Source organism: Lysobacter sp. yr284 (assembly GCF_900107375.1).
Lineage (GTDB): Bacteria > Pseudomonadota > Gammaproteobacteria > Xanthomonadales > Xanthomonadaceae > Lysobacter.
The window spans coordinates 76033-95551 of sequence record NZ_FNPT01000020.1; the positions used below are offsets into that span (position 1 = coordinate 76033).

Below are 19519 nucleotides of genomic sequence, written 5' to 3' on the forward strand. Positions count from 1 at the left end.
CCTATCGGAAACGGAAATGATCCTTGACGTCATCAAGAAGAGCCGGTTGAGAATCGCCGTCATCAGCGCGATAAGCGCGGTGGCGGGCGCGACCAATATCTGGCTGCTCATCCTGATCAACCGCCAGGCTCAGGCGAACTCCGCCCATCTCGGCGATGCGGCCGTCTTCGGGGGGGCCTTGATCCTGATGATCTGCGTGAGCCTGTTGTCGCAGACCTTGCTGTCGAGACTGAGCGCCAAGACCTTCTTCCGTCTGCGCGAGGAACTGGTGCGCGGCATCAGCAACCTGAGCGTGCGCGAGATAGACGCGCTGGGCACCCACCGGCTCTACACCGCGCTGACCCGGGACGTGCCGTCGGTGCACGAGCTGATCATCGTCCTGCCGACCTACGTCTTCAATTTCACCGTGGCGACGGCCTGCCTGGTCTACCTGTGCACGGTCTCGCCGCGCTTGTTCGGCATCTTCCTGTTCTTCCTGCTGGTCGCCTTGCTGGTCGCCAAGTTCGTGATCAACGACCGCGCCGAGCGGAAGTTCGTCGAGCGCAGACGGACCGAGGACGAGCTGTTCAAGCGTTACAAGTCGGTGGTCGAAGGCAACAAGGAGCTCAAGCTGCACGAGGAGCGCGCGGACGCGTTCTTGAACAAGGACATCCAGTCGCACGCCGTCGACTACCGCAACGCCACGGTGGAGGCGGAGTTCTTCTGGAACATGTCGAGCAACTGGAGCCTGGCGATGATCTTCATCGGCGTTGGCGTGCTGTTGTTCGCGGCGGGACACATCGGCGTGACCGATCGGTCGGTCATCTCGTCGTTCGTGCTGGTGATCTTCTACATGATCAGTCCGCTGACCTTGTTGATGAATTCGTTCCGCACCATCCATTCGGCCAAGATCGGCCTGTCCCGGCTGGGCGAGCTCAAGCTGCCGGTGGGAGCGGCGTCGGCGCACGCGCCGCCGGCGGCGTCGGAAGGGTTCTCGTCGCTGGCGTTCGAGCGCGCCGTGTTCGCCTACGAGATCGCCGACCAAGAGGGCGGATTCACCGTCGGGCCGCTCGACCTGCATATCGGCAAGGGCGAGATCGTCTATTTCGTAGGCGGCAACGGCAGCGGCAAGACCACTGCGGCGAAGGTGCTGATGGGGTTCTATCCCCTGCGCAGCGGCGCGGTCTGCGTGAACGGGAAGCCGGTGGCGGATCCCCGCGCCGTCTTCCAGCGTTTCTCCGCGGTATTCCAGGACTATCACCTGTTCGAGAGCATCTTCCCCAAGCGCGGCGGCGGCGTCGACGACGAGGCCATCGCCGCGATGATCGACCGGTTGCGGCTGAGCGACAAGGTCGGCGTCAGCGGCGGCGTCCTGTCGACGACCAAGCTCTCGTACGGGCAACGCAAGCGGCTGGCCTTGCTGGTCGCCTATTTCGACGACTCGGACGTGTACGTCTTCGACGAGTGGGCCGCGGATCAGGATCCGGAGTTCCGCGAGTTCTTCTACAAGAGCTTCTTGCCCGACATGAAGCGTGCGGGCAAGACGATGGTGGTCATCAGCCACGACGACCGTTACTTCCACCTCGCCGACAAGGTGGTCAAGTTCGAGGGCGGACGGATCGTCTCGGTCGAGGGCGGCACCGGGCGCGTGGTCGAAAGCCTGCTCATGCAGACCGTAGAAACATGAGGACGGACGGAACCTTGCCGCCGTCGGGCGAGCGCTCCGCACCGGAGCCGACCTCGGGAGTGCAGGCGCTGCTGCGCCGGTGCCTCGACGAGGGCATCAGGATTTCCGTGGCCGGCGGCGAACTTCGCGTGCATTTCGACGGCGCCCCGCCGAGCGCCGGGCTGCTGTCGGCGCTGCGCGGGCATAAGAGCGAATTGCTGCTCCATCTGGCCGCGCATGCTCGGCGCGGCGAGCGTATCGACCGTCTCGACGACGCCAGCCGGGTCGTGCGCAGGCCGGCGTCGCCCGCGCAACGGCGCATGGCCTTGCTCGATCAGCTCGACCGGCAGGCCGCGGCGTACAACATGGTCGCCGCCTACCTGGTGCGGGGCGAGATCGACCGGACCGCTTTGCGGGCGGCGCTGGACGATGTGGTGGAGCGGCACGAGGCGCTTCGCAGCCGGTACCAGACGGTGGACGGCGAGGTCTGGCAGATCGTGGTCCCGCCGTTCGCGCTGGAATGGGAGTACGACGACGTCTCGGCGCTGGCGCCGGCGCAGAGGGAGTTGGAGCTCTCGCGCCGGCTCGAGCGCGAGAACGCCCGCCGTTTCGATCTGGAGCGGGGGCCGCCGATCCGCGCGTCGGCCCTGCGCCTGGGCGACGGCGTCGAAGCGATCTTCCTCGGCATCCACCACATCGCCTGCGACGGGCGTTCGGTGGAGATCCTCACGCGCGAGCTCGGCGAGTGCTACGCGGCGCGCCGCGCCGGTGCGGCGATCGGCCGGCCCGCGCCGAGGGTGCAATACATCGACTTCTGTCATTGGCTGGACCGGAAGGGCGAAGACGAAAGCTGGGCCCATCGGTTTGCGTATTGGTCCTCGCAGTTGGAAAGCGTGCCGCATCTGCACAGTCTGCCGCTGGACCGGGCGCGCCCGCCGAAGCAGACGCACGCGGGCGGCAAGCTGTATCGGCGCATGGGCCCGGAGCGGCTCGCGCACTTGAAGCGGAAGAGCCAGGCGCACGACGCCACCATGTTCATGTTCTTGCAGACGGCCTTCAGCGTCTTGCTGGGCCTGTACTCCAACGAACGCGACATCGTCGTGGCCACGCCCGTCGCAGGACGCCTCCATGGCGATCTCGAAGATACCGTCGGGCTGTTCGTCAACACCCTGGCGTTGAGGACGCGAATCGACGGCAATCCGCCTTTCGCCGAGCTGCTCGCGGCGAACAAGGCCATGATCGAGCGGGCGCTCGAGCACCAGGACGTGCCGTTCGATGCGGTGATCGACCGGCTCAGGATTCCGCGCAGCCGCGCGCACGGTCCGCTCGCGCAAGTGGCTTTCGCGCTTCAGAACGTCGGCGAGGGCGAATTGGCGCTGATCGGCGCCGAGGTCGAACGGCTGGACAATCCCACCGAGCCGGTGAAGTTCGACTTGCAGTTGCTGGCCCAGGAAGACCCGGATGGGCTGCGCCTGGAATGGCACTACAACCGCGACCTGTTCGCGCAGGCCTCGGTCGCGCGCATGGCCGACAGCTTCATGCAGTTGCTGGAGTCGGTACTGGAACGCAGCGATGCGCCGGTGTTCTCGCTGGCGCCGGCACCGGCCCCCGTCTCGGATGCCGCGGTCGCCGCGTCGGCCTTCGAGCGGCTGGAAACGATGTTCGAGCGGGCTGCGCGCGCGACTCCCGAGCGGATCGCCGTGGCCATGGAGGACCGTCGGCTCAGCTATCGCGAACTCGACCGGCGCGCGACGGACCTGGCCGCGCGCCTGCGCGCTTGCGGCGCCGGCCCCGGCGCGGTGGTGGCGCTGCACATGCGGCCTTCGCCGGAAACGATCGTCGCGGTGCTCGGGACGCTCAAGGCCGGCGCCGCTTACCTTCCGCTGGACCCGATCCATCCGCAAGCGCGCCTGCAGGCGATCTACGAGGACAGCGGCGCCGCGGTGCTGCTGACGCAGCCCGCGTTGGCGGGCCGGATCGACGCGGGACGCGGCGAGCGGATCGTGCTGGAGCGCGACGATGCGCCCGCGTCGGCGCCGTCGCCTCCGGCGCCCGCAGCGGCGGATCCGCATGCGCCGGCTTACGTCATCTACACCTCCGGGACCACCGGCACGCCCAAGGGCGTGGTGGTCGCGCACGCCGGGCTGGCGAACCTGCTGCAGCGCATGGACGAGCTGGCGCCGTTGGCCGGGCCGTGGAACGGCTCGCTGTGGAGCAGTTTCGGCTTCGACGTTTCGGTCTACGAAATCTTCTCCGCGCTGTGCCGGGGCGGCACCCTGGATATCGTGCCCGAAGCGGTCCGGCTGGACCCGGAACGGCTGTTCCAGTGGATGGAAGAACGGCGCATCGCCAGCGCCTTCATCCATGCGGGTTATCTGGAGCGATTCGCCGAGCATGTCCGCGGCGGCGGCGCGGGGCAGCGTTTGCAGCGCACCCTGATCGGGGTCGAGCCGATCGCGGTCGCGCATGTCGCGGCCATCGCCGGGAACCTGCCGAACTTGCGCGTGATCAACGGCTACGGTCCGACCGAGACCACCGTTTGCTGCACGCTGTTTCCGTTCGGCCGCACCGCGCTCGCCGCGGACGAATATCTGCCCATCGGACAGGCGGTGCGGGGGCTGCAGCTTCGCGTGTTCAACGGCGCGGGCGCGCCGGCGCCGGCGGGCGCCGTGGGCGAGCTGTACGTCGGCGGCGTCGGTCTGGCGCTGGGGTATCTGCGGCGTCCGGAGCTGGACCGCGACCGCTTCGTCGCGGCGGGCGAGGGCGACGGCGCCGTGCGGCTGTACCGCACTGGCGACCTGGTCCGTTGGCGCGCCGACGGCGAGCTGGAGTTCCTCGGCCGGGCCGACGAGCAGGTCAAGATCCGCGGCTTCCGAATCGAGCTCGGCGAAGTCCGGGCGCGCCTGTGCCAGTTGGCCGAGGTGAGCGAGGCGGTCGCGCTTGCGCTGGGGCAGGGGGAACACCGGCGTCTGGTCGCCTACGTGGTGCTCAAGCCCGAGGCGGACGCATCGCCGGCCGCGGATACGGTCGCGAAGCTGCGCCAGGATCTGCGCAGGCTGCTGCCCGAATACATGGTTCCGGCGGACATCGCCGTGATCGAGCGCATCCCGCTCAACGCCAACGGCAAGCTGCAGCGCGACGCGCTTCCGCACATCTGCGCGAATCCGGCGGGAACCGGGATCGTCGCCGCGCGCGACGCGACCGAGGCCGAGCTGCTGGCGTTGTGGAAGGAAGTCCTGGCGGTGCAGGACATCGGCGTCGCCGACGACTTCTTCGCGGCCGGAGGCAATTCGCTGCTGGCCACGCGGCTGGTGGGCCGCGTGCGCGCGCAGTTCGGCCTGGACCAGAGCGAGATCGGCCTCGGCGAGGTGCTGGAACATCCGACCGTGCAGGGCTTCGCCCATGCGCTGGCGGATGCTCTCGCCATGCGTGCGTCGCGGAGCAAGGCCAGGCACCTGCAAGCGCTGCAGGGCGAAATGGAAGAAGGAGTGTTTTGATGTTGGCGAGAGACATTTACGACGAAGCGCTTGCCGCCGACATCCTGCTCTATCTGAAGGAGGGCGCGCTGGCCTACAAGGCCGCGCGCGGAATCCCGGACGATCTCCAGCGGCGCATTCGCGAGAACAAGCAGCAGATTCTCGCCTACCTGCATCAGGTCGAGGCCCGCCAGGCGCGAGCCTCGTCCGCGCGGCGGCGGCCGGAAGCGCTCGCCGACCGAAGCCGACTGCCGCTGTCGCGCGCGCAGCGCCGGGTCTGGTTCGCGGACAAGCAATCGCAGGACGGCGGGCAGTTCAACATCCAGGGCTGCTTCTTGTTCGAAGGCGCGCTGGATCCGCAGGCTTTCCGCCAGGCGTTGCGCTACTTGCTCGACCGCCACGAAGTGCTGCGCGCGAACTTCCTGGAGGTCGACGGCGAGCTGCAGCAGCGCATCTGCACGGACCGCGAAACGCCGCTGGAGCGGATCGACCTGAGCGAAGGCGGGGCGGGCGAGGAGGCGGCGCGCGGCATCATCGAGGCCGATCTGCGCCGCCCGTTCGATCTGGCCCGAGGGGCGCTGTTGCGGGTCGCGCTGCTGCGCCTGCGCGAGGATCGGCACGTCGCCGTGTTCAACATGCACCACATCGTCTCCGACGGGTGGTCCGTGGGCATCCTCATCGAGGAATTCTGCCGCGCTTATGCGGCCTGCCGCAACGCGGAAAGCCTCGATGCTTCGCCGGCCGCGCTGCAGTATGCGGATCTGGCCGCCTGGCAGGAGGCGCGCCTGCGCGATGGAGACCTGGAAGCGGACATCGCGTTCTGCCGTTCGCAGCTCGACGGCATTCCCGAACTGCATTCGCTCCCGACCGACAAGTCGCGTCCGGCGCAGCAGACCTTCGACGGCGCGTTGTGCAGGTCGCGTGTGCCGCAGGCGCTGGCCGGGCGGATCGAGGCTTTCTGCCTGAGCCGCAAGCTGACGTTGTTCATGTTCCTCGAGACGGCGTTCGGAGCGCTGTTGAGCCTGTACGGCGGCGAGCGCGACGTGGTGATCGGAACGCCGGTGGCCGGCCGCGACATGGCCGAAACCGAGTCGATGGTCGGGCTGTTCGTCAATACCGTGGTGCTGCGCAACGCATTCGATCCCGAATCGGGTTTCGAGCAGCTGCTGCAAGCGAACAAGGCCCGGATCCTGGCCGCGTTCGAGCGTCAGCATGTGCCGCTGGAAGAATTGGTGGCGCGGATCGGGCACCCGCGTAGCGGCAGCTACAGCCCGCTGTTCCAGATATGGTTCGTGCTGCAGAACAATCGCAAGGTCGATTTCGCGTTGCCGGACTGCCGCGTCAGCGAGTACGCCGCGGGCGCGGCGCCGGCGGCGAAGTTCGATCTCAGCCTCTACGCCAAGCCGGGCGACGACGGAATCGAGTTGGATTGGGTGTTCAACCCGGATCTATTCGATGCGCGGACGATCCAGTACGTGGCGGACGAGTTCGTCGGGCTGCTGACGGGCATTCTCGATCGCCCCGACCAGCCTTATACGGCCCATGGGGCGTTCGCGGGCCGGGTTCCCGCGCGCGAGGATTTCGCTGCGCCTGCGCTGGCCACCATCGCGCAGGGCGACGACGGACTGCTCGCGGCCGTGCGCCGGAACATGGCCGAAGCGGGTGATGCGGTCGCTCTGGTCAGCGAGGGTGAGGCCTGGACGTATCGGGATTTGGCCCAGCTGGAGCGGCGTTACCGCGCGATCTTGCAGCGCAGCGGCGAGTCGGGACGGATCGGCCTGCTGTTCGCGAAGGGGCCGCAGATCGTCGCGGCGATGCTCGCGGCCCTGGCGCTGCGGCGCATCTACGTCAACCTGGATCCGAACTATCCGCAGGCCCGGTTGGCCTACATGCTGGATCACTCCGGGTGCGGCCTGATTCTCGCCGATGCCGCGCACGCGCCGTTGGCGCAGTCGATCGCCGGCAGCCGCCGGGTGGTTTGCGAAATCGCCGACGACGCCGGCGCCGACGATGCCTGCGTCGCCGATGCGGACAACGACATCGCCTATCTGCTGTATACCTCCGGCTCGACCGGGCGGCCCAAGGGCGTGGCGCAAAGCCGACTGAACCTGGGATACCAGGCCGAGAGCTACGCGCGGGCGCTGGCGCTGTCCGCGCAGGATCGGATCCTGCAGTTGGCGTCCTACAGCTTCGACGCTTCGGTGCTGGACACTTACGGCGGCCTGTTCGCGGGCGCCGCGGTGCACCTGGCCGATGTCGGCGCCGTTGCGGCGGCCGACCTGCTCGCGTCGATTCGCGCGCAGGGCATCACCGTCTATCACTCGACGCCGACGGTGTTCAATTACCTGTTCGCCGCGGCCACGCCGGACGACACCGCGGGGATCCGCGCGGTCGTGCTCGGCGGCGAGGCCGTGGGCGAGCACACGCTGCAGATCTTCCGCCGGGCCTTCGCCGCGAAGACGCGGCTGTTCGGCCTGTATGGCGCCTCCGAGGCCTCGCTGGTGGCCCTGGCCGAGATCGGCGCCGACGCGATGGACGCGGGCCTGCGCGGCGATCTTGGGCAATGCATCGCCGGAACCTGGATGTCGGTCGTCCGCGACGACGGATCGCCGTGCCGGACGTTCGAGACCGGGCAGATCGTGGTCCGCAGCCGCTACGTCGCCAAGGGCTATTGGGATGCGCCGGAACTGACCGCCGAACGTTTCCGCGCGTGCCCGGACGGGACGGTCGAATTCCATACCGGCGACATCGGCTACATGACGCCGCAGGGCCGGGTGCGGTTCGCCGGCCGCCGCGACGCCCAGGTCAAGCTCAACGGCATACGCGTCGAGCTGGGCGAAGTCGAAGCCGCGTTGCGCGGACTGGAGGAGGTAAGCCGCGCGGCCGCGGTCGTCCGCGATGCCGGGACCGGCGGCGAATTGGTCGCCTACGTGGTTTCGCCGTCGCTGCACGGCGCCGCCGACCGGCAGGCGCAGGAGTCGCGGCTGGCGCGCCAGTACCGCGCCAGTCTGCGTCAGTGGCTGCCCGACTACATGATTCCCGCGGTCTTCGTCTTCATCGAGCAGATGCCGGCGACCCCGAGCGGAAAGACCGATTACCGGGCCTTGCCGGCGGTCGGCGAGAGCGTGCGCCGGGATCGCTTCGTCGCTGCGCGCGACTCGTTCGAGCGGCGGCTGTGCGCTATCTGGGAAAGCGTCCTTGGGCGCGAGCGTATCGGCGTCGACGACAATTTCTTCAGCCTGGGCGGCGACTCCCTGCACGGCTTGCGGATGCTCAGCCTGGTGCGCGAGGCGTTCGGGGTGGAGCTGAGCGTGCGCGAGTTCTTCGCCCAGGCGACGGTCGCGGAAATGGCCGCATTGCTGCGGCCGTGCCTGCGCGAACCGCGCGCCGGGGACGACGCGGCACGGGCCGCGCCGCCGCCGCAGGGCGCCGATGAGGTCGCGGCTCTGGTCGCGTCGCTGGCCGAGCGCGGCGTGCGCATCTATGTCGAAGGCGGCAGCCTCAAGACCAGCGGTGCGGCGAACGCCATCACCGCCGAGCTCGGCGCCGAGATCCGCCGGCTCAAACCGGAGCTGTTGCGGCGCCTGGCGCCGCCGGCCGCGGTGCCAGGCGAGCAAGCCGTTCATGCCGGCGAGGGACGGGCGCTGTCGTTCGCGCAACAGCGACTGTGGTTCCTGGACCATTTCGGCGGCGGCAGCGTCAGCTACAACATGCCGATCGCCTTGCGCCTGGACGGCGAACTGGATGCGGCCGCGCTGCGGCGAGCGCTCGAGCGCATCGTCGAGCGGCATGCGGTGCTGCGTACGGTCTATCGCAAGTCGCAGGGCGCCGGCGTGCAGGTCGCGCTTGCGTCCGCGACCGTGCCGATGCAGGTCGTCGATCTGTCGGCCAGCGCCGAAGCGCGGCAGGCGGAAGAGCTCAGGCGCATGGCGCAAGCGCAGCGCACGCTCGCTTTCGATCTGCAACGCGACCCGATGCTGCGCGTGGTCCTGGTCCGCCTGGGCGAGGCCCGGCATGTTTTGTATCTGACCCTGCACCATATCGCCGCCGACGGTTGGTCGCTGGGCGTGCTGGTGCGCGAATTCGCGGCGCTGTACCAAGCCTGCCGCGCAGGGCGCGACGATCCGTTGCCGCCGCTGGGAATGCAGTACGCGGATTTCGCCGATTGGCAGCGCCAGCCGACGCAACTCGACCGGGCCGCCAAGGAACTGCCGTTCTGGCGCGACGCCTTGGTCGGGATTCCGCAACTGCACGGCTTGCCGCTGGACAAACCGCGGCCGCCGCACCAGGGCGCCGGCGGACGGGTGGTGCGGCATCGCCTGGGGGCGGCCCGTCTGGCCGAACTCAAACGTTTCGCCGGCGCGCGCCATGCCACCTTGTACATGGTGCTGCAGTCGGCGTTCGCGTTATTGCTGGCGCGCTGGAGCGGCGAACGCGACATCGTCGTCGGCACGCCGACGGCCGGGCGCACGCTGCCGGCCACCGAGGCGATGATCGGTTGCTTCGTCAACACCCTGGCGCTGCGGACCCGGCTCGATGAAACGATGGGCTACGAAGAGCTGCTGGCGCGGACCAGGGGTCATCTGCTGGAGGCCTACGACCGCCAGCACCTGCCTTTCGAGACCTTGGTCGAATCGCTCAACCCGCCGCGCAGCCTGAGCCACGGGCCGCTGTTCCAGGTGATGTTCGCATTGCAGAACTACCAGATGGACCCGCTCCATCTGCCCGGGCTCAGCATCGAGGAGATCGCCAACGATGCGCCGAACGCCAAGTTCGACCTCGGCGTGATCGTGCACGAGGACGAGCACGGCCTGATGTTCAACTGGGTGTTTGCCGAGGCGTTGTTCGATGCGTCCAGCATCGCGCGCATGGCGGCCGGCCTGGACGCCTTGCTGCAGGCCATCGTCGATGCGCCGCTGAGCGACGTGTTCGACCTGCCGATCCAGGCCGCTGCCGATGCCGCAGCGATGTGGAGCCGGGCCCAGGCGGCCGGGCAATGCGTACTCGATCGCCGCGGACGGATCCAGCCGGTCGGCGCGATCGGCGAAATCCATCGGCCTGGCCCGCCGGGAGCCGACGGCGCCATGTCGTGGCGGGCCACCGGCCGCATCGGCAGGTGCGCGGCATCGGGCGAGACGGTCGCGCTGGGGTGGGCCGGCGGCGACACCCACGTCAACGGCTTGCGCGTGCCGACGGCGACGATCGAGTCGGCCCTGCTCGAATTGGATGCGGTGGCCGCCGCGTGCGTGGCGCTGCGCAGGCCGGCCGCGGGCGGCGACGGCGCGGCTGCGGCGATCGTGGCTTACGTGGTGCCGGCGAGCGGAGCCGCGCGCGAGACTCTTGCGGCCGCCTGCAGCGGACACCTGCTGGACCGCCTGCCCGACTATCTGGTCCCGGCGGGCGTGGTGGTGGTCGACGCCTTGCCGGCCGACGCCGACGGCCGGGTCGAGGTGGGGCTCCTGCCGTTGCCCGATCCCGCCGCCGAAGCGGGCCATGTCGCCCCGGCGGACGAACTGGAACGGCAACTGTGCGGGATCTGGGCCGGCGTGCTCATGCTGGACCGGGTCGGCGTCCGCGACAATTTCTTCTCCGTCGGCGGAACGTCGCTGCATTGCATCCTGGTGCAGCAGGAGATCCTGCGCGCCACCGGCTACGAGATCGCCGTCACCGACATCTTCAACTGTCCCACCGTGGCCGCGCTGGCCGGCCTGCTGCGCGCCGGCGCCCGCGACCGCAATGCCGCCGCAGCGGTGCCGCCGAACGCGATCGCATTGGACAGCACCGCGATCGCTCCCGACATGCTGCCGCTGATCGACCTGAGCCAGGCCGAGATCGACAGGATCGTGGCGCAGGTGGACGGCGGCGCGGGCAACGTCCAGGACATGTACGCGCTGACGCCGTTGCAGGACGGCATCATGTTCCACTATCGGCTGGCGCAGGAAGGCGATCCGTACCTGCTCGGCAGCGAGATTTCGTTCCGCGACCGCGCTCGCCTCGATGCGTTCCTGGCGGCGGTGCAGCAGGTGGTCGACCGCCACGACGTTCTGCGTACGGCGTTCTTCTGGGAAGGGCTGTCCAGGCCGGTGCAGGTGGTCCTGCGCAAGGCGGCGCTGGCGGTGATCGAGGTCGAACTCGACCCGCTCGACGGGCCGGTGGCCGAACAGTTGCGCGAACGTTTCGATGTGCGGCGCACCCGGGTGGACCTGGCGCGTCCGCCGCTGCTGAGCTACGTGATCGCATACGACGCGCAGCACGACCGCTGGCTGGTCCTGCAGCGGTTCCAGCATCTGGCCGGCGATCACGTGACGCTGGAGCAATTGCGTTCGGAAGTCCTGGCCATCGTCGAGGGCCGGGCGGACGAACTGCCGCCGCCGGTGCCGTACCGGGTCATGGTCGCGCAGGCGCAGGCCGGCGACTCGCAGGACGGACACGAAGAGTTCTTCGGCCGGATGCTCGGCGACATCGTCGAGCCGTCGTTGCCGTTCGGGCTGGTCGATGTGCATCGCCACGGCGGCGATGTGCTGGAGGCGCGCAGCCTGGTGACGCCGGCGCTCGACGAGCGTCTGCGCGCGCAGGCGCGCCGCTTGGGCGTCAGCGTCGCCAGCCTCTGCCATCTCGCATGGGGCATGGTGCTGGCGCGGGCGGCGGGCAGCGAACGGGTGGTGTTCGGCACGGTCTTGCTCGGCCGCATGCAGACCGGCGAGTTGGCCGGACGCGTGGTCGGCCTGACGATCAACACCTTGCCCGTGCGGATCGATCTCGACGGCATCGGCGTCGAAGCGGCGGTCGGCGAGGTCCACGCGCGGCTGACCGGCTTGTTGCAGCACGAGCAGGCGTCGCTGGCGCTGGCGCAGCGCTGTAGCGGCGTCGAGGCGCGGGCGCCGTTGTTCAATGCGATCCTGAATTACCGGCACAGTTCGCCGGAGACCGTGCGCATCTGGCCGCAAGACCATCCCTTCAACGGTGCCGAGTTCCGCACCGTCGAAGAGCGCACCAATTATCCGATCGCCCTGTCGGTGGACGATTACGGGCAGGGGCTGGGCCTGACCGCGCAAGTCGCCGCGCCGTTGTCGCCGCAGCGCGTGTGCGGTTACGTGGAGCGGGCGCTGGAGAGCCTGGCCGAGGCGCTGGAGACCGCGCCGCACGCGCCGACGGCGCAGCTGGAAGTCCTGCCCGCGAACGAGCGCGCCTTGCTGGTCGATGGCTGGAACGACACCCGCGCGGACTATCCGCGGGATCGTTGCGTGCACCGGTCGTTCGAAATCCAGGCGCGTCGGACGCCCGACGCCGTGGCGGTGGCGCATGGCGGTTCGGCGCTGCGTTATCGCGATCTCGATGCGCAGGCCAATCGTTTGGCGCAGCATTTGGTCGCGCTGGGCGTGCGTCCGGACGGCCGGGTCGCGCTGTGCGTGGAGCGCGGGCCGGCGATGGTGGTGGGCCTGCTCGCCATCCTCAAGGCGGGCGGCGCGTATGTGCCGCTCGACCCGCGCTATCCCTCCGAGCGGCTGGCGCGGGTGGTCGAAGACGCCTGCCCGACGCTGGTGCTGGCCGATGCGGCCGGGCGCGCCGCGTTGGGAACGGCGGCGCTGGCGCAGCGGCGGGTCGTGGACCTGGATCCGTTGGCGGCGGGCGCCGAATCCGATACGGCGTGGGCTTCGCAACCGGCCGATCCGCCGCAGGTGGCCGGCCTGACCAGCGCCCATCTGGCGTACGTCATCTACACCTCCGGTTCGACCGGCGCGCCCAAGGGCGTGGAGATCGAACATCGCCAGTTGGGCAACTTCCTCGCCGCGATGGCGTCGTTGCTGCGGCTGGAGGCATCCGACGCATGGCTGGCGGTGACCAGCATCTCGTTCGACATCGCGGCGCTGGAGCTGTACCTGCCGCTGATCTGCGGAGCGCGCACGGTGGTCGCCGACCACGACGACGCGATGGATCCGGCGCGCCTGAGCGCCTTGCTGGCCGATCATTCCATCGGGTTCATGCAGGCCACGCCGGCGACCTGGAGCGCGCTGCTGGCTGCGCAATGGCCGGGTTCCCCGACGCTGGCGGCGTTGTGCGGCGGAGAGCCGATGCCGCCGAGTTTCCGCACCGGCTTGCGCGGTCGCTGCGGATCGCTGTGGAACCTGTACGGGCCGACCGAAACGACGGTGTGGTCGTCCTGCTTCCGGGTGGAGGCCGATGGCGCCGAGACGCTCGCCGCGTCGGTGCCGATCGGGCGGCCGATCGCGAATACCCGCATGTACGTGCTCGATCCGCAGGGCCGGCCGATGCCGCTGGGCGCGGTCGGCGAATTGCACATCGGCGGCGACGGCGTGGCGCGCGGCTATCTCAACCGGGCCGAAACCACCGCTGAACGCTTCCTGCCGGACCCGTTCGCCGCCGACCCCGCGGCGAGGATGTACCGCACCGGCGACCTGGCCCGGCAGTCGCCCGACGGCGACTTGGTCTACGTCGGCCGCAACGATCAACAGGTCAAGATCCGCGGTTTCCGGATCGAACTGGGCGAGATCGAAGCCTGCCTCACCGCCCATGCCGACGTTCGCGAGGCGGTGGTGGCGGCCAGGGGCGAGGGCGCCGAGAAGCGCCTGATCGCCTATGTCCTGCCGACCGAGGGAGATTCGGGCGGCGCCGACATGGCGCTTGGGCTGCGCGCGCACCTGCAGGCGCGTTTGCCCGACTACATGGTGCCCGCGGCGTTCCTGCGGGTGGCCGCGTGGCCGTTGACGCCCAACGGAAAGCTCGACCGCAAGGCGTTGCCCTCGGCCGACGGCGACGTCCACGCGGCGCGCGCCTACGAGGCGCCGCACGAAGGCGTCGAGGCGGTGCTCGCCGCGCTCTGGTGCGATGTGCTGCGGGTCGAACGGGTCGGCCGGCACGACGATTTCTTCGAACTCGGCGGGCATTCGCTGCTGGCGGTGTCGCTGTTGGCGCGGATCCGCCAGACGCTCGGCGTGGAGCTGTCGGTCGCCACTTTGTTCGCCAAGTACACGCTGGCCGCGCTCGCCCAGGCGGTGGCCGATGCCGGCGGCCGTGGTCCGAGCGCCGCCGCGGCGGCCATCGTGGCGGTGCCGCGCGACCGGCCGCTGCCGTTGTCGTTCGCGCAGCAGCGCTTGTGGTTCCTGGCCCAGTGGCCGGGCGTCAGCGCCAAGTACCACATCCCGTTGGCGCTGCGGATCCGCGGCGAACTCGATCGCGCCGCATTGCGGCGCAGCCTGGACGCGCTGTTCGCGCGGCACGAGGCGTTGCGCAGCGTGTTCGACGCGGTCGAGGGCCAGCCGCGGCTGCGTCTGCTCGCGGCGGACACCGCGTTTGCGCTGACCGAGCACGACCTGGACGCCTCGTCCCCGACGCCGGCCGAGCTGAGCCGGGCCGAAGCCCAGGCGCCTTTCGACCTCGCGCAAGGGCCGCTGATCCGCGGACGCTTGTTGACGTCGGCCGCGGACGAACACCTGCTGCTGCTGACCCAACACCACATCGTCTCCGACGGATGGTCGATCGGCGTGCTGTCGAGCGAGCTCGGCGCGCTCTATCGCGCGTTCCGGCAAGGCCTGGACGATCCCCTGCCGCCGTTGCCGATGCAGTATCCGGACTATGCGGCGTGGCAAGGCGACTGGCTCAGCGGCGAGCGCCTGCAGCGCCAGGTCGGTTACTGGCGCGAGGCGTTGGCGGGAGCGCCGGCGCTGCTGGAGCTGCCCACCGATCGGCCGCGGCCGGAGCGGCTCGACCTTAGCGGCGCGCAGGTGCAGATCGCCCTGGACGAGGACCTGACCCGCGAGCTCAAGCGCCTCGGTCAGCGCCACGGCGCGACCTTGTTCATGACCTTGGCGGCGGCCTGGGCTGCGGTGCTGTCGCGGTTGTCGGGACAGCGCGACGTCGTGATCGGCACGCCGACCGCCAACCGCGCGCTGGCGGAGACCGACGGGCTGATCGGATTCTTCGTCAACACGCTGGCGCTGCGGGTGGACCTCGACGGCGCGCCCGGCGTCGGCGAACTGCTCTCGCGGGTGCGCAGCGCTGCGCTGGCGGCGCAGGACCACCAGGACTTGCCGTTCGAACAGGTAGTGGAAACGGTGCAGCCGCCGCGGCGCCTGAACCACACGCCGATCTTCCAGGTGCTGTTCAATTGGCAGAACGTCAAGGCCGAACTGCCCGATTTCGCCGGCCTGCAGGTCGAACTCGCCGCGACCGCCTACGAGGCCGTCAAGTGCGACTTGGAGCTTTCGCTGGCCGAGGTGGACGGCAGGATCGTGGGCAACCTGGCCTACGCCACCGCCCTGTTCGACGCCGCGACCATCGAACGCCACGTGGGCTACCTGGTCGCACTGTTGCGCGGCATGGCCGGCGCCGAAAGCGAGGGCCGGCCGGTCGAAGACATCGAGGTGATTTCGGCCGCAGAGCGGACGCTGCTGCTGGACGGCTGGAACTCGACCACGGCCGATTTCCCGCAGGACCGCTGCATCCACCAGTTGTTCGAGGAACAGGCGCGCAGGACGCCGGACGCGACCGCGGCGATCTGCGGGGAGCGGACCCTGAGCTACCGCGAACTCAACGCTCACGCCAACGCCCTGGCCCATCGGCTGATCGCGCTGGGCGTGCGCCCGGACGATCGCGTGGCGATATGCGCCGAGCGCAGCCTGGCGATGCCGCTGGGGCTGTTGGCGATCCTCAAGTCCGGCGCCGCCTACGTTCCGCTGGATCCGACCTACCCCGCGGAGCGGCTGGCCCAGATCGTGGAAGACTGCGATCCGCAGATCGTCCTGTGCGACGCGGCGGGCGCGACGGCGCTGGCGCGCGGCGCGGACGCGCAGCGCACGCTCATCGACATCGAGCCCTTGCGTTCGCCGGAAGCGGCGCCCGTCCGATCTTCGGCGGCGATGGAAGATCCGCAGGTGGACGGGCTGACCTGGCGCAACCTCGCCTACGTCATCTACACCTCGGGCTCGACCGGCAGGCCTAAGGGAGCGATGAACGAGCACCGGGCGTTGATCAACCGCCTGACGTGGATGCAGGACGCCTACCGGCTGGACGGCGACGACGTCGTCCTGCAGAAGACCTCCTTCAGTTTCGACGTATCGGTGTGGGAATTCTTCTGGCCGTTGCTGCAAGGCGCGACCCTGCTGGTGGCGCCGCCGGAAGCGCACAAGGATCCGGTCGCGTTGGCGGAATTGATCGAGCGCGGCGGGGTCACCACCGTGCATTTCGTCCCGTCGATGCTGGGCGCGTTCCTGTTGACCGCCCAGGCCGAACGCTGCACCGCGTTGCGCCGGATCGTCTGCAGCGGCGAGGCCCTGCAACCGATTCACGTCCTGGGCTGCCGGCAGAAGCTTCCAGACGCCGGCCTGCACAATCTGTACGGTCCCACCGAAGCGGCGATCGACGTCACCGCCTGGACCTGCCCCGCGTCGTTCGAAGGCGGTCCGGTGCCGATCGGGCGTCCGATCGCGAACACCCGCATCTACCTGCTCGATCCGGCGCTGCGTCCGGTTCCGCTCGGCGCCGCCGGCGAGCTGTACATCGGCGGTGTCGGCGTGGCGCGGGGCTACCTCGAACGGCCCGAACTGAGCGCCGAACGTTTCCTGCGCGACCCGTTCGTCGACGACGCGACGGCGACCATGTACCGCACCGGCGACCTGGCGCGGTATCGGCGCGACGGCGAAATCGAATACCTGGGGCGCTGCGATTTCCAGGTCAAGATCCGCGGCTTCCGCATCGAACTGGGCGAGATCGAGACGCGCCTGGCCGAGCACGCGCTGGTTCGCGAGGCGGTGGTGCTGGTGCGCGAGGAAGGCGGGGAGCAGCGTCTGGTGGCGTATGTCCTCGCCGCCGACCGCAGCGTCGACAGCGGCGCGCTGGCCGCGGCCTTGCGCAGCCACCTGGCTGCGGCGCTGCCCGAGTACATGTTGCCGGCGGCTACGGTGCGCATGGACGAATGGCCGTTGACGCCGAACGGAAAGCTGGACCGCAAGGCACTGCCGGCGCCGCTGGGCGATGCGTTCGTGCGCCGCGAGTACGAGGCGCCGCAAGGCGAAATCGAGCAAACGATCGCGGCCGTGTGGCAGGAACTGCTGCAGGTCGACCGGGTCGGGCGACAGGACGGGTTCTTCGAGCTCGGAGGGTCTTCGCTGCTGGCCGTGCGCGTGCTCAGCGCGCTGAACGAGCGCCTGAGCGTGCGGGTCGACCTGGCTGCGCTGTTCAAGCATCCGACGTTCGCCGATTTCGCGAAGCACGTGCTTATGGCGCTGATCGAACAACAGTTCGGCGTCGAAGCATTCGAGAATTTCATTATTTCCGAGGGTGTATGAATACGATCAAGCCCGTTCTCCAAGAAATGGACGCGAAGGAGATGGACCGGCTGCTGGCGCTGGCCAAGTCCCGTGGGATCGGCAAGAAGGCCGAGTCCGTCGCGGCGATTCCGGTGGTCCCGCGCGACGGGCCGATGCCGCTGTCCTATTCGCAGCGGGGGCTGTGGCTGCTGTCGCAGAACGAGCAGGCCGGCGCGATCTATCACATCCCCGGCGCACTGCGCATCCGCGGCGACCTGGACCGCGCCGCGCTGCGCCGCAGCCTGGACGCGCTTATGGCGCGGCACGAAGCCTTGCGCACCGTTTTCGATTCCGTCGACGGAGAGCCGCAAGTCAGGCTGCTTCCGCCGGATACCGCGTTGCCGTCGGTCGAACACGATCTTCGCGGCCACGGCGACGCCCAGGCGGAGCTGCGGCGGCTGGCCGACGCGGAAGCGTCCGCGCCCTTCAGCCTCGCGCAGGGGCCGCTCATCCGCAGCCGCCTGATCCGGACGAGCGAGGACGAGCACGTGCTGTTGCTCACCCAGCACCACATCGTCTCCGACGGCTGGTCGGCCGGCGTGCTCGCCAGGGAACTCAGCGCGCTGTATGCCGCGTTCCAGCAGGGGCAGGACGATCCGTTGCCGCCCTTGCCCATCCAATATCCGGACTACGCGGCCTGGCAGCGAGGCTGGCTCGACGCGCAGCGCCTGTCGGCGCAGACCGATCACTGGGGACAGGCCCTGGCCGGAGCGCCGGCGTTGCTGGAGCTGCCGACCGATCGGCCGCGTCCGCCGTTGCAGGATTATTCGGGCTCGCATTTGCCGTTCTCTCTCGATGCTGAACTGACGCGTGCGTTGAAGCGCCTGAGCCAGCAGCACGGCACGACGTTGTTCATCACCCTGCTGGCGGCCTGGGCCGCGGTGCTGGCGAAGCTGTCCGGCCAGCAGGACATCGTGATCGGCACGCCGACCGCCAACCGGAGCCATCCGGATACGCAAGGCCTGATCGGCTATTTCGTCAACACGCTGGCGCTGCGCCTCGACCTGGCGGGATCGCCCACGGTCGCGGAACTGCTGGAACGCGCGCGCGCGGTGGTTTCCTCCGCGCAGGAACACCGCGACCTGCCGTTCGAAAAGGTCATGGAGGCGGTGCAGCCGCCGCGCCACCTGAGCCACACCCCGATCTTCCAGGTCCTGTTCAACTGGGACGACGAGATCTCGCTGCCGGCGCAGGCGTCCAACATCCACGTCACCCCGGTCGCGACGCACTACGAGGTGTCGCGTTACGACCTGAAATTGAACTTCTCCGAGCGCGACGATGTCCTGCACGGCACTCTGATCTACGCGACCGCGCTGTTCGACGCGGCCACCGTGCAGCGGCACGCGGACTATATCGAGACCGTGCTGCGCGCGATGGTCGCCGACAGCGGTCGGCCGCTTGCGGCCATCGACGTCCTGGCGCCGCGCGAGCGTTCGCAGTTGCTGACCGAGTGGAACGCGACCGAAGCGTGGTATCCGCAGGATCGCAGCGTGCACGGCCTGTTCGAGGAACAGGCGCAGCGCACGCCGCAGGCGCCGGCGGTGATCCACGGCGCGCGTACGCTGAGCTACGCGCAGGTCAACGAGCAGGCCAATCGTCTGGCCCACCGGCTGATCGAGCTGGGCGCGGGCGCGCAGACGCGGGTGGCGATCTGTGCGGACCGCAGCCCGGCGATGGTGATCGCGATGTTGGCGGTGCTGAAGTCGGGCGCGGCGTACGTGCCGCTGGATCCGGCGTATCCGTCCGAGCGTCTGGCGCAGGTGCTGGCCGATGCGGCGCCGGGGCTGGTGCTGAGCGACGCGGCCGGCCGCGCGGCGTTGGGCGAGGCGGCGCTGGACGGGCGCACCGCGCTGGACCTGGAGCCGCTGTGCGGCGAGGGCGATGCGGCGACGGCGTGGTCGGACCGGCCGGCGAGCGACCCGCAGGTGGCGGGTGCGACGTCCTCGGACCTGGCGTACGTGATCTACACCTCGGGATCGACGGGAACGCCGAAGGGCGTGATGGTGGAGCACCGTTCGCTGGTGAACTTCCACCAGGCGATGCGCGAGCGGATCTACCGCGGCGATCGCGCG

At 69.4% G+C, this 19519-nt stretch carries 4 protein-coding genes; all 4 read left to right on the plus strand.

Annotated elements, in window-relative coordinates; genetic code table 11:
* The first annotated feature begins 16 nt into the window (after positions 1 to 16).
* Positions 17 to 1666, plus strand: coding sequence for a cyclic peptide export ABC transporter (locus BLV01_RS21070; RefSeq protein WP_091804772.1), 1650 nt, complete (start codon positions 17 to 19; stop codon positions 1664 to 1666).
* Between the two features lie 59 nt (positions 1667 to 1725).
* The gene (locus tag BLV01_RS21075) at positions 1726 to 5142 is read left to right on the plus strand and encodes a non-ribosomal peptide synthetase (RefSeq protein ID WP_175486174.1); all 3417 of its coding nucleotides are present in this window, start codon (positions 1726 to 1728) and stop codon (positions 5140 to 5142) included.
* Positions 5142 to 17426, plus strand: coding sequence for a non-ribosomal peptide synthetase (locus BLV01_RS21080; protein ID WP_091804778.1), 12285 nt, complete (start codon positions 5142 to 5144; stop codon positions 17424 to 17426). The genes BLV01_RS21075 and BLV01_RS21080 overlap by 1 nt, the downstream gene beginning before the upstream one ends.
* Positions 17423 to 19519 (plus strand): condensation domain-containing protein (locus BLV01_RS21085; protein ID WP_139178981.1); only part of this gene is annotated, 2097 nt, incomplete at its 3' end. The genes BLV01_RS21080 and BLV01_RS21085, both read left to right, overlap by 4 nt.

Coding starts and splice junctions, on each gene's coding strand:
- BLV01_RS21070 (WP_091804772.1), top strand. CDS start 17: ATGATCCTTGACGTCATCAAGAAGAGCCGGTTGAGAATCGCCGTCATC.
- BLV01_RS21080 (WP_091804778.1), top strand. CDS start 5,142: ATGTTGGCGAGAGACATTTACGACGAAGCGCTTGCCGCCGACATCCTG.